Below are 12382 nucleotides of genomic sequence, written 5' to 3' on the forward strand. Positions count from 1 at the left end.
CTAGAGTCATTGCCATGACGACGAATGCTCCCACCGACCTTCCCGACCTCGCGGCAGAACTGCGCGTCGGCGTCGGACGGCTGCACCGGCGTCTTCGTCACCAGCGGGGGACCGTCGACCTGCCCGACCACCTGGTCGCCGTCCTCGGCCTGCTGAACCGGGCCGGAGCCCTGACGCCCGGCGCCCTGGCCGAGCACGAGTGCGTGCGCCCGCCGCAGATGACACGGTCCGTCAACGCCCTGGTCGAGTCCGGGTACGTCGCCAAGATGCCGCACCCGAGCGACGGCCGGCAGGTGGTCGTCGAGATCACCGACGCCGGCCGCGACGAGCTCGTAGAACTGCGCCGGCGCCGGGACGAGTGGCTGGCGGCGCAGCTCGCGACGCTCGACGACGCCGACCGGCAGGTCCTCGAGCAGGCGGCCCACATCTTGCAACGCATGGCGGGTGGCCGATGAGCGCCACCTTCGCCTCCCTGAAGTACCCGAACTACCGGCTGTGGTTCGGTGCTGCCCTCGTCGCCAACGTCGGCACGTGGATGCAGCGCGTCGCGCAGGACTGGTTGGTGCTGACGGTCCTCACCGACAACTCCGGGACCGCCGTCGGCATCACGACCGCGCTGCAGTTCCTCCCGGTCCTGCTGCTCTCCGCGTGGGCCGGGGTTCTTGCCGACCGGCTGCCCAAGCGCGGACTTCTCATCGCCACGCAGACGGCACAGGGCGTGCTCGCGGCCGGTCTCGGAGCGCTCGTGCTCTCCGGTGGCGCCGAGCTGTGGCACGTCTATCTCTTTGCTCTCGCCCTCGGTGTGGTCTCCGCCTTCGACGGCCCGGCCCGGCAGACGTTCGTCGCCGAGCTGGTGCCCCACGAGAAGCTGCCGAACGCCGTCGGCCTGAACAGCGCGTCGTTCAACGCCGCACGCCTGATCGGCCCCGGGATCGCCGGCCTGCTGATCGCCGCCGTCGGCACCGGGTGGGTGTTCATGATCAACGCCGTCTCGTTCGGCGCCACGATCATCGCCCTGCTCGCGATGAACACCTCGACGCTACGGACCATGCCACGGTCTCCGCGGGGCAAGGGGCAGATTCGCGAAGGCATCGCGTACGTGCGCAACCGCACCGACATCATGGTGATCATGGTGGTGATGGGCGTCGTCTCGATGCTCGGCCTCAACTTCCAGCTCACCTCGGCCATGATGGCGCGCGTCGAGTTCGGCAAGGGTGCGGGGGAGTACGGGGTGCTCGGCTCGATCCTCGCGATCGGCTCGCTGACCGGGGCGCTCCTCGCCGCACGGCGGGAGAGACCACGCGTGCGGCTCGTCATCGGTGCGGCGTTCGTTTTCGGCCTGTGCATGACGATCCAGGCGTTCTCACCGAATTACCTCACCTACGCACTCCTGTGCATCCCGGTCGGGTTCTCCTCGCTCACCATGCTGACGGCGGCGAACGCCACCGTGCAGACCTCCACCGACCCTGCGATGCGCGGGCGCGTCATGGCCCTGTACATGGTGGTGCTGCTCGGAGCGACACCCATCGGGTCGCCGATCGTCGGCTGGATCGCCGAGGCGTGGGGGCCACGGTGGGCCGTTGGCATCGGCGGCGTCGCCTCGATGCTCGTCGCACTGGCCGCCGCGCTCTGGGCCAAGCGGTCCTGGCAGTTCGAGGTGCACGTCCGGCGGCACAGCCGCCCGCACCTCGTGGTCATCCACCCCGAGGAGCAGCGGGCCGAGGCGGCGGCCCGGCTCGAGACGCAGGACGCGTCGCAGAAGTCCTCGACCGCCTGAGCCGATGGCCGGGCCGAGAGGTACGGTCAGGTCATGGTTGAAGAGTCCCGTGCGCTGAAGGTCATGACCGTCTACGGGACCCGGCCGGAGGCGATCAAGGTCGCCCCCGTCGTCCTGGGCCTCGAGGCCGACGACCGGTTCGAGTCGGTCGCCGTCGTGACCGGCCAGCACCGCGAGATGCTCGACCAGGTCAACGAGCTCTTCGGCATCACGCCTGACTTTGACCTCGACGTCTTCGAGCACGGCTCGAGCCTCTCGACGATCGTGGCGCGCGTGCTCGAGCGCCTCGACCCGATCCTGGTCAGCGAGGCACCCGACGCCGTGATCGTCCAGGGTGACACCTCGACGTCGACCGCTGCGGCGCTCGCAGCCTTCCACCGGCAGATCCCGGTGATGCACCTCGAGGCGGGCCTGCGCTCCGGGAACATCGACTCACCGTTCCCGGAGGAGGCGAACCGTCAGGTCACCACGCGACTGGCCGCGCTGCACCTCGCGCCGACCACGACGAGCCGCGACAACCTGCTCGTCGAGAACGTCGACCCCGCCCTCGTGCTCGTCACCGGCAACACCGTGATCGACGCCCTGCTCACCACCGTGGACAAGCACGTGCCGTTCACCGACCCGCAGCTCGAGGCGCTCTCTGACCCGGGTGCCCGGATCCTCCTCGTCACCACCCACCGGCGCGAGAACTGGGACCACATGGGGGCGATCGGCCGCGCCGTCGCGCGTCTGGCTCGCCAGTTCCCCGACGTGCAGGTGGTGCTCCCCGCGCACCGCAACCCCATCGTCCGCGAGGCGGTGCTGCCGCCGCTGGCCGGGCTCGACAACGTCACCGTCGTCGAGCCGCTGGCCTACGGCGAGTTCACCCGGATGCTCGCCATGTCGTCCGTGATCCTCACCGACTCCGGTGGCGTGCAAGAGGAGGCGCCGTCGCTCGCCAAGCCCGTTCTCGTGCTGCGCGAGAACACCGAGCGGCCCGAGGCGATGGAGGCCGGCACCGTTCGACTCATCGGGACCGACGAGCAGCGGATCGTGGACGAGGTCAGCCGGCTGCTCGCCGACGACGCCGCGTACGCCGAGATGGCCAACGCGACCAACCCGTACGGCGACGGCCACGCCACGCCGCGGATCCTCGACGCGATCGAGAAACTCCTCACCGGGCGCTGACGCGCGCCGCGCTCACGCCAGGGCGTCGACCACGTAGTCGATGCAGTCCGTGAGCGCGCGCACGTCGTCGGGGTCGATGGCCGGGAACATGGCGATGCGCAGCTGGTTGCGGCCGAGCTTGCGGTAGGGGAAGACGTCGACGATGCCGTTTTCCCGCAGCACCCGGACGACCTCGGTGGCGTCGATCGCCGCGTCGAGGTCGATGGTCCCGACGACGGCAGACCGCTCCTCCGGTGTCTCGACGAACGGCGTCGCCCAGTCGCGCGACTCGGCCCACGCGTAGAGGTGGGACGAGGACTCGGCGGACCGCGCCATCGTCCACCCGAGGCCGCCCTGGGCGAGCATCCACTCCACCTGGTCGGCGAGCATGATCAGCGTCGCGACCGCCGGGGTGTTGATGGTCTGGTCCGCGCGCGAGTTGGTGACTGCAGTCGTCAGGGACAGGAACTCCGGGATCCACCGGCCGCTCGACTCGATCTGGGCGGCGCGCTCGATCGCGGCGGGCGAAAGGACCGAGAGCCACAGCCCGCCGTCGGACGCGAAGGACTTCTGCGGCGCGAAGTAGTAGGCGTCGGTCTCGCTCACGTCGACCGGCAGCCCGCCCGCGCCCGACGTCGCGTCGATGACGGTCAGGGCACCGTCGCCCGGGACGCGGCGCACCGGGGCCATGGCGCCGGTCGAGGTCTCGTTCTGCGGCCACGCGTACACGTCGACGTCGTCGGCCGGCTGCGGGAGCGCGATGGTGCCGGGCGTGGCCGAGATGATCTGCGAGTCCGCCAGGAACGGCGCATTGCTCGTGGCCGCGGCGAACTTGCCGCCGAACTCCCCGAAGACCGCGTGCTGGGCCTTCTCGCGAACCAGGCAGAGCGTGGCGACGTCCCAGAACGCCGTCGACCCGCCGTTGCCGAGGACCACCTCGTACCCGTCCGGCAGGCTGAACAGCTCGGCCAGGCCCTCGCGCACGCGCCGGACGAGCGACTTCACGGGAGCCTGACGGTGGGACGTGCCCATGACCGTGGTGCCGGCCTCGACCAGCGCGTCGATCTGCGCACGGCGGATCTTGCTCGGGCCGGAGCCGAACCGGCCGTCGGCGGGAAGGAGACGGGCGGGGATGACGAGGGGCGTGGTCACCCCGTCACGATAGCCCGAGCGAGGTAGGCATCGACGAGGCTGCTCACGTCCGGGCGGATCTCGCGGATCGACTCGGCGGCCCGCTGCAGTGCCTCGATCGCCGGGGTCACGCCGTTCGCCGGTCGGAAGTCGTCGACCGGCTCCGCCGTCAGCGCGGACAGCAGGGTTTCGAACCCCTCGACCTGCACCGCGCTGTGCGCCCGAGGCTGGTACCGGTGCCGAGCCGGGTCGATCTGCTGGAGGAGACCAAGGTCCTGGAGAGCCTGCGCGGGGTCGGCGACGTGTCGCTCGTAGAGCTGGTGGACGGCCGCCTGCCGATGCTCCGCCGTGATCGAGCCGTTCGCATGGAGAGCGTTCATCGCCGCACGCATGTCTGCACCCCCGGGGAGCTCTGCATCGCCGGACCGCTCGGCCGCGTCGATGAAGTCGGGCAGCGTCACCGTGCCGTTGTGGAGCATGCGGAATCGCTCGTCGGAGAGACCGGGCTCTGCCTTTCCGTCAGGGTCGACTGCGTCTGCCACGCGAAGACGAATGCTGAGTCCAGGCCGGATGCACGGGCGGCCGCTCGTGCTCCCGTAGAAGTACGCCGAGTTCTTCGGCTCGTCGACGTGCCCGAGCAGATGGAGGAGGGTGAGGTCGTCCGCTCCGAGCCGGGTCTTGAACCACTGCCGCCAGTGTGCGCCCTCCGCGCTCACCGCCTCCATGGGCTGCAGCTGGACGGCCTCGACGTCGTCGTCCACCTGCTCCAGGGCCTCGCGGTCCACGGCGAGGCACTCGTCGACTGCGAGATGAGCGAGCCAGGAGGACCACGGCAGCGGGGCGAGAAGTACGCGGACCACGTTTGCGTTCGCGTTCTGCCGGACGGCGAGCTTGCCCGGGCGGCTTCCCTGCCAGTAGCCGTCGAAGCAGCGCACGAGCGTGACGCACGGCCGCTGGTCGAGGAACTCCTCGACCTCGGGCGACGGGGCGTCGAGAAAGACGAACATGTGGTCGGCGCCCGAGGAGAGATTGCCCTCGACGAAGTCGCGGACCGCGGCGAGCGGGGCGCTGATGGTGGACACGGTGTAGAGCACGTCTTCAGGCTACTGCGCCTGATGCGAACGGTCGGAGCCGTATCAGGCTCCGGGCACGGTCGTCCGGTCGATAGACTGGACGCTGGCCCGCTGGGGCACGACGGCGACGATGCGACAGGAGCGCGACGTGACGGACCTGATCGACACCACCGAGATGTATCTCAAGACGATCTACGAACTTGATGAAGAGGGCATTACCCCCCTGCGCGCGCGCATCGCCGAGCGCCTGGGGCACTCCGGCCCCACGGTCTCGCAGACCGTGGCGCGGATGGAGCGGGACGACCTGGTCGTGGTCACGGGCGACCGCCACCTTGAGCTGACCGAGACCGGCTGGACCAAGGCGCGTCGCGTCATGCGTAAGCACCGCCTCGCGGAGCGGCTGCTCACCGACGTGATCAAGCTGGACTGGGAGTTCGTGCACGTCGAGGCGTGCCGCTGGGAGCACGTGATGAGCGAGCTGGTCGAGCGTCGGCTGACGGAGCTGCTCGACCACCCGCACCACGACCCATATGGCAACCCGATCCCGGGGCTCGCGGAACTGGGGGAGCAGTTCGAGGACGTGAAGTTCCTCGAGGGCGTCACCGCACTTACCACGCGGGCGAACGGCCTGGCCGAGGGTGCAGACCCCGTCGAGCTGACCGTCGAGCGTCTCGCTGAGCCGCTGCAGACCGACGTCGAGCTCCTCGCCCGGTTCGCCGGTGCGGGGATCGTTCCGGGGGCGCACATCGGCGTCGAGCGCGTGGGGGAGGACTACGCCGTGAGCGACGTGAACGCCACCGACGGCGACGGCCTCGTGCTGCCCGAGGACCTCGCCCGGCACGTCTTCGTGACCACACGCTGAACGAGTTTTCCGCAGAATCCTCCTCTTCGGTGTCATGTGCGTGACCGGAACGTGACATTGAGGGGTTGGGTGATGTAGGTTCAACCTGCTTCGTCGGACAACCCTCTGATGAAGCCCTTGGACAGATGCTCAACTCTGTCGCTGCCCGAGGTACACGACGACCCGCATGACAGAGGCGGGGGACCCACTTCTGGGCATCTTCGGATGTCCTTGGGGTGAAGCCAGAAGGGCCTCGGCCCGGACGGCCGGATGTGACTCCCATCCGAACCCGACAGCTGACCCCGTAGGCGACCAAGGAGAGGCCACGCTGTGACCGCTAGCCAGACCCGCGCCCGCCACCGCGCCGCGCGCCGACCAGTTGCATCGCTCAGCAGCGCTGTAGCCGGCAACGTCTCATCGTTCAACCGCCGTACCGCCGTGGTCGCCGCATCCGGAGGCCTGCTGGTCTCGATGCTCGGTGTCGCCGGCCCGGCGAACGCTGCACCCGTCGACCAGGACTCCGGCAAGCTCAACGCCGTCGACACCTCGAACCTCACGGCTGAGGCTCGCCAGGCGCTCGAGGCTGCCCCTGCCGTGACGGTCGACAAGGACCTCAAGTGGGACCTCGAGACCGCCAAGGTCCAGGTCACCGCTGCGCCGGAGCCCGAGCCGGAGCCCGTCCGCGTCGAGGCTGCGGCCAGCCGCACCGAGGAGCGGACCGAGTCCACCTCGACGGCCGCTGCGACGACGACGAGCACCACCACCACCGAGACCGCTGCACCGGCAGAGGAGTCGACGGCCTCCGAGGCCCCCGCCTCCTCGGCAGGTAGCTCGATCATCTCGATCGCGGGCCGCTACGTCGGCACGCCGTACGTCTACGGCGGTACGACGCCGTCCGGCTTCGACTGCTCCGGCTTCACCAGCTATGTCTACGCACAGGCCGGGATCACCCTGCCGCGTACGTCGGGTGCCCAGGCCGCAGCGGGTACCACGGTGTCCCGCGCCAACGCGCAGCCCGGTGACCTGATCTACTCGCCCGGACACATCGCCATCTACGCCGGCGGCAACACGATGATCGACGCCCCTCGCCCGGGCAAGACCGTCCAGTTCCGCCAGATCTGGATGTCGAACCCCCAGTTCATCCGCATCTGATCGATGCTGTGAGCGAGAGCCCCGAACCGTCTGACGGTTCGGGGCTCTCGTCGTTCCAGGGCCCGGTGCGTTGGGCGCAGGGCAGGGGTGTGGGTAGGTTGGACCCATGAACAGGAAGAGCTGCTCATGAGCCGGCCGACGACCATTCTCGTGGGGGTCGACGGCTCCGCGCCGAGCCTCCACGCACTCGACTGGGCGATCGCCCACGCGCGGCGCATCGGCTGGTCCGTGCACGTGGTCTGCTCCTACGCGCTCCCGTCGTTCACGGCGGCCTCGCTCGACGGTGGGTACGCGGCTCTCGACGACGCGACGATCCAGGACGGCGCCCGTGCCGTCCTCGACGAGGCGATCGCGCGTGTGAAGGACTCCGGGGTCGAGGTGACGGCCACCCTCACCACCGGTGACGCCGCGGGCGTCCTCGTCGAGCTCAGCAAGGAGCACGGGCTCGCGATCGTCGGCACCCGTGGACGCGGGGGCTTCACGGAGCGGCTGCTCGGGACGACGTCGTCCGCGCTGCCCGCCCACGCCTACTGCCCGACGATCGTGGTCCCGTTCCGCGACGAGGCGGGCGAGATCCCGTCCGACGTCGACTCGATGCCGCCGGTGCAGCCGCTCCAGCGGATCGTCGTGGGGGTCGACGGTTCCCCGTCGGCGGAGCTCGCGCTGCAGGAGGCCATCGACGCAGCCGCCGCATGGAACGCCGAGGTCGTCGCGGTCGCGGGGGTCCCGGTCGGTGCCGGGGCCGGACTGCTGGCGTGGCTGCCCGCATCGATCGACCACGAGCAGGTGCTCGCCGACGTGGCCGAGGGCCTCAACGTCATCGTCGACCGCTTCGAGGCGGAGCGCCCCGGTCTGAAGGTGCGGCGGATCGTCCTCGACGGCACGGGCGCAGAGCTGCTGACCGAGTTCTCGCAGGCCTCGGACCTCCTGGTCGTCGGATCCCGGGGTCGCGGCGGTTTCGCGGGGCTGCTGCTCGGCTCGACGAGCCAGGCGGTGCTGCACCACGCACGCTGCCCGGTCATGGTGGTGACCAAGCGATGCGCGGACGAGCCTGACGCGGCAGAGGCCGGCTAGGACCGGTTCCGGTACAGCCGCATGGTGACGGGCGAGAGGATCGCGGTCATCGCCACGGACGCCACGAGCACCCACGCCACGCTGCTGAAGCTGGCCGACCCGCCCATGAGCTCCCGGGACGCCGTGACCAGGTGAGAGACGGGGTTGACGTTGACGAACCCCTGCAGGAAGTCCGGCATCGTCTCCGGGTCGACGAAGACGTTCGACGCGAAGGTCAGCGGCATGAGCACCATCATCGACACGCCCATCACGGCGTTCGGCGACCGCAGGACCAGGCCGAGGATCGTGAACACCCAGCTGAGCGCGAACGCGAAGATGAGCAGCAGCAGCACGGCGAGGAGCACACCGACGACGCCGCCCGTGGGGCGGAACCCGAGGATCAGCCCGAGCGTGAGGGTCACGGCCGAGGCGATCGTGTACCGGACGGTGTCGCCGAGCAGAGCGCCCACGATCGGGGCGGGTCGCCAGATGGGCAGGGATCGGAACCGGTCGAACACCCCCTTGGTGATGTCCGTGTTCATCGTGTACCCGGTGTAGACCGTGGTGAACAGGACCGACTGCACCAGGATCCCGGGCAGGAGGTACTGCAGGTACTGCTCGGTGCTCCCAGCGATCGCGCCGCCGAAGAGGTAGACGAACATCAGCGTGAAGATGATCGGCGAGACGGTGACGTCGAAGAGCTGCTCGGGAACGTGCTTGATCTTGAGCAGGGCACGGTGCGCGAACGTCAGCGTGCTCGAGACGGCGGACGGGCGGGTCGGACGCTCGTCGAGTGCGACGGCCTCGCGAAGCGTCGTCGCCTCCGGTGTGGTCATGCCGCTCGTCGCGGCGCTCGGCTCGGCCATCAGGCCACCTCCTCCGTCGATGTGTCGGCATCGTCGACGGGCTGACCCGTCAACGCGAGAAAGACCTCGTCGAGGCTTGGCTGACCGAGCGACATCTCGGGAACGGCGATGCCGGCGTCGACGAGGGCCGGGAGCACCCCGGCCACGGCGTCGGCACCCTCCTGAGGGACCCGTGCCGAGAGGCCGGTCGAGTCGTTGTCGAGCACCACCGGCGTCCCGAGCGCGCGCTCGACGATCTCGGCTGCCTCGGCGCGGCGGGCCGGGTCGGCCACGTGCAGCGAGAGAGCTCCCTCGCCGACCGAGCTCTTCAGCTCGGGAGCCGTGCCCTCCGCGATGACCTTGCCGCGGTCGATCACGGCGATCCGGTCGGCGAGCGCGTCGGCCTCCTCGAGATACTGCGTCGTCAGCAGGACGGTCGCCCCGTCGTCGACGAGGACGCGCACGATGTCCCAGACCTGGTTGCGGCTCCGGGGGTCGAGCCCCGTCGTCGGCTCGTCGAGGAAGAGGACGGACGGGCTCATCACGAGGCTGGCCGCCAGGTCGATCCGGCGGTGCATGCCGCCCGAGTAGGTCTTGACCGGCCGCGCCCCCGCGTCGGAGAGGCCGAACGCATCGAGCAGCTCGGCCGAGCGGGCACGCGCGCCGGCCGCCGAGAACCCGTAGAGCCTGGCGATCATCACCAGGTTCTCGGTGCCGGTCAGGTCCTCGTCGACCGAGGCGTACTGCCCGGTGAGCCCGACGGCGGAGCGCACCGCGTCGGCGTCCTCCACGACGTCGTGCCCCAGCACTCGGGCCGTGCCAGCGTCCGGGCGCAGGAGAGTGGCCAGCATCCGGACCGCGGTCGTCTTGCCCGCACCGTTCGGTCCGAGGACGCCGTAGACCGACCCCTGCGGAACCGCCAGGTCGATCCCGTCCACGGCGCGGGTCACGCTCTTGCGCGTGGTGAAGTGCTTGACGAGGCCCTCGGCCTCGACGGCGAGCTCGGTCACGATGTCCCCTCCGACGTCGACTCTCTACCCAACCATCATCGTCCGAGCCGGTGACATCGCACCCGGAAATCGCGCCGTCGTGCGGTTCGCTACGGGCGCGAGAGCGCGTCCCGGACGAGCTCGACCGCGTCGGCGACGTCCGTGGTCCCTGCGTCGATCGTCAGGTCGGCGTCGGTCGGCGTCTCGTACGGGGACGAGATTCCCGTGAAGTCCGGGATCTCGCCCGCACGTGCCTTGGCGTAGAGGCCCTTGCGGTCGCGTGCCTCGCAGACCTCGAGTGACGTGTCGACGTGGACGAGGACGAACTGCGCTCCGGCCGCGACGGCCATGTCGCGGATCGACGCCCTGCTCGCTGCGAAGGGCGCGATCGGCGCCGCGATCGCCGTGCCGCCGTGCGTCGCCACCAGGGAAGCGACGTATCCGATGCGCTCAAGGTTGAGGGCACGGTCGTGCTGGCTGAACCCCAGGCCCGCGGACAGGTGCTGGCGGACGACGTCGCCGTCGAGCAGGGTGACCGTGCGCCCGTCCGACTCCAGCCGTGAGGCGAGCGCCCGGGCGATGGTCGACTTTCCCGAGCCCGACAGGCCCGTGAACAGGACGACTGTGCCGGCGGACGCCGACGGCGTGGTCGCGGCGAGAAGCTCCTGCGCGGAGGCCGGTGGATACAGGTCCGTGACGAGCGTGTCGCGTCGTGCCGACAGCGTCGTGAGGGCCTCGCGGGTCTCGGCGCTCCGGGCCTCGTCGGCGTCGACGACCCGAGTCAGGCCGTACCCGGCGAGGATGTCTTCCCCGCCCTTGCCGCCGTCCTGCCGTCGCGTGGGGGAGGGGAGGACGAGGACGTCGACCGACCCGTCGACGTCGGCGGCGAGCGCCATCGCGGCCCGACACGTTGCGTTCGCCTGGGCCTGCCCCGCGCCGCGCGTGACAGGAACGACCAAGATCACGGCGCGCTCGGTCGCCAGCCCAGTGACGACGCGCCGCTCGTCCCAGGTGGGTGGGCCGTCCAGCACGACGGCGGTGTGCGGCGTCTGGGCGTACTGCGCTCGGACCTCGTGCGCCGGGCGCCGGAGTCGCGGGTCCCAGACCGGCGTGGGCTCGACGGCGAACGGACGGTCCGGCGTCAGCGTGCTGCCGTCCCACGTGGCGAGGGGTGTGTTCTCCGCGTCGGTGAGGACCGTCCCGGGGGAGATGTCGGCGTCGAGCGCGCGGACCAGGTCGGCGTGCGCGACCGCTCCGCCGAGGGCGAGCTCCAGAAGGTCCAGGGCGTGGTCGTCGAGAACTAGTCTGGAGGGCGTGGCGGTCATGGCGTGCTCGGTCCGTTCGGGTCGGGGGCGGAGGTCTTGTCGGCGGCCGCGGCGGCCAGGCTCCGGCGGACGTAGAACCAGATGACGTTCCCCAGGACCAGAGCGGCGAGGGCCGCGGCGAAGACGAACCAGGTGGGTGCGCCGATCAGCTTGAGGCCGGAGGCCAGGAGGAGGATCGCGAGCGCACGGCGGATGATGCCGCCCGGTGCCCGGGAGGAGACCTGGGCTCCCGCCCAGGCGCCGGGGATCGCGCCGATGAGCAGCGAGACGGTGAGGCCGAGCGAGAAGTCGCCGTACAGCAGGTGCCCGACCGAGGCGGCCGCGACCAGCGGGATCGCCTGGACCAGGTCCGTGCCGACGACCTGCGAGGCCTTCAGCGCGGGGTACATCAGGAGCAGGATGACGATGATGATCGAGCCGGCGCCCACCGACGTCATCCCGACGAGCAGGCCCGCGACGGCGCCCAGGATCACGGTCGCGGCGCGGCGGACGACGACGTCGGGAGCGGTCGGCACCGCGGGTCCCTCACCGGTGGGTGTGCGCCCGCGGGTCATCTGCAGCACCGCGCGGACGACCAGACCGGCGGCGGCCAGGAGCAGTGCGCAGCCGATGACGATCTTGAGCGCGTCGTCGAGGCTGTCGCCGAAGGGGAGCTTCTGGATCAGCAGCGCGCCGCAGAACGCGGCCGGCACCGAGCCGATGCACAACCAGAGGACGAGCTGGAGATTCACAGTCTTGCGGCGAAGGTGCACGATTGCCCCGGCCGGCTTCATGAAAAGGCTTGCAACGACGTCGGACGACACGGCGACGAGTGGATCGATCTTGAAGACGAAGATCAGCATCGGCGTCATGAGTGCTCCGCCGCCCATGCCGGTCAGGCCCACGACAAAGCCCACGAGCAACCCACCGACCACCAGGGCGATGTCGATATCCACGGTTCTCCCCACCGTTGTCTGAGACTTTCGGTCCCGTTGTTCCTACGCTGAAACGGAAAGTTCTTCGGCCCACGCGGAATGGTACGTTGAATCGCCCGTCGCCCCCTTGACGCCC

At 70.2% G+C, this 12382-nt stretch carries 12 protein-coding genes and 1 riboswitch; of the genes, 6 read left to right on the forward strand and 6 right to left on the reverse strand.

What is annotated here, in order from left to right:
- Positions 1-14 precede the first annotated feature (14 nt).
- From BLU20_RS04980 to wecB, 3 genes are read left to right on the forward strand one after another with little or no spacing between them, the layout of a single operon-like run.
- Positions 15-455, forward strand: a complete 441-nt coding sequence (locus BLU20_RS04980) for a MarR family winged helix-turn-helix transcriptional regulator (protein WP_083371811.1) — start codon at positions 15-17, stop codon at positions 453-455.
- On the forward strand, positions 452-1777 hold the full coding sequence (locus tag BLU20_RS04985; protein ID WP_083371812.1) for an MFS transporter: 1326 nt from the start codon (positions 452-454) through the stop codon (positions 1775-1777). The genes BLU20_RS04980 and BLU20_RS04985 overlap by 4 nt, the downstream gene beginning before the upstream one ends.
- Positions 1778-1810: 33 nt before the next feature.
- Positions 1811-2944 carry a non-hydrolyzing UDP-N-acetylglucosamine 2-epimerase gene (gene wecB / locus BLU20_RS04990; RefSeq protein ID WP_231959303.1) on the forward strand — a complete coding sequence of 378 codons (1134 nt, stop codon included), beginning with the start codon at positions 1811-1813 and terminating at the stop codon, positions 2942-2944.
- Positions 2945-2956: 12 nt separating this feature from the next.
- Here the strand turns inward: wecB and serC are convergent, their stop codons facing one another.
- Both serC and BLU20_RS05000 read right to left on the reverse strand, forming a co-directional pair.
- Positions 2957-4075, reverse strand: coding sequence for a phosphoserine transaminase (serC, locus tag BLU20_RS04995; protein WP_083371813.1), 1119 nt, complete (start codon positions 4073-4075; stop codon positions 2957-2959).
- On the reverse strand, positions 4072-5148 hold the full coding sequence (locus BLU20_RS05000) for a glycosyltransferase family 2 protein (RefSeq protein ID WP_083371814.1): 1077 nt from the start codon (positions 5146-5148) through the stop codon (positions 4072-4074). The genes serC and BLU20_RS05000 overlap by 4 nt, the downstream gene beginning before the upstream one ends.
- A 127-nt stretch (positions 5149-5275) precedes the next feature.
- Here BLU20_RS05000 and BLU20_RS05005 point away from each other — a divergent pair, with 127 nt between their 5' ends.
- The 3 genes from BLU20_RS05005 to BLU20_RS05015 all read left to right on the forward strand — a co-directional run bounded on the left by BLU20_RS05005 (position 5276) and on the right by BLU20_RS05015 (position 8194).
- Positions 5276-5989 (forward strand): metal-dependent transcriptional regulator, encoded by a 714-nt coding sequence (locus tag BLU20_RS05005; protein ID WP_083372919.1) that lies wholly within the window; start codon positions 5276-5278, stop codon positions 5987-5989.
- A 145-nt stretch (positions 5990-6134) separates the two neighbouring features.
- Positions 6135-6295: riboswitch (cyclic di-AMP (ydaO/yuaA leader) on the forward strand.
- 111 nt (positions 6296-6406) lie between these two features.
- A complete protein-coding gene (locus tag BLU20_RS05010) occupies positions 6407-7120 on the forward strand; it encodes a C40 family peptidase (RefSeq protein ID WP_331713073.1) in 714 nt (237 codons plus the stop codon).
- Between the two features lie 126 nt (positions 7121-7246).
- Entirely contained in the window at positions 7247-8194 is a 948-nt protein-coding gene (locus BLU20_RS05015; protein WP_083371816.1) for a universal stress protein, read from the forward strand.
- Here the strand turns inward: BLU20_RS05015 and BLU20_RS05020 are convergent.
- The 4 genes from BLU20_RS05020 to BLU20_RS05035 all read right to left on the reverse strand — a co-directional run bounded on the left by BLU20_RS05020 (position 8191) and on the right by BLU20_RS05035 (position 12267).
- Complete coding sequence (locus tag BLU20_RS05020; RefSeq protein WP_231959304.1) at positions 8191-9039, reverse strand: ABC transporter permease; 849 nt, start codon at positions 9037-9039, stop codon at positions 8191-8193. The genes BLU20_RS05015 and BLU20_RS05020 overlap by 4 nt on opposite strands.
- Complete coding sequence (locus BLU20_RS05025) at positions 9039-10031, reverse strand: ATP-binding cassette domain-containing protein (protein ID WP_407946480.1); 993 nt, start codon at positions 10029-10031, stop codon at positions 9039-9041. Before BLU20_RS05025 ends, BLU20_RS05020 begins: the two co-directional genes overlap by 1 nt.
- A gap of 86 nt (positions 10032-10117) precedes the next feature.
- A complete protein-coding gene (cysC, locus tag BLU20_RS05030) occupies positions 10118-11332 on the reverse strand; it encodes an adenylyl-sulfate kinase (RefSeq protein ID WP_083371818.1) in 1215 nt (404 codons plus the stop codon).
- Complete coding sequence (locus BLU20_RS05035) at positions 11329-12267, reverse strand: sulfite exporter TauE/SafE family protein (RefSeq protein ID WP_029252973.1); 939 nt, start codon at positions 12265-12267, stop codon at positions 11329-11331. The genes cysC and BLU20_RS05035 overlap by 4 nt, the downstream gene beginning before the upstream one ends.
- Positions 12268-12382 lie beyond the last annotated feature (115 nt).

This window comes from Paraoerskovia marina (genome assembly GCF_900105445.1).
GTDB classification, from domain to species: Bacteria; Actinomycetota; Actinomycetes; order Actinomycetales; family Cellulomonadaceae; genus Paraoerskovia; species Paraoerskovia marina.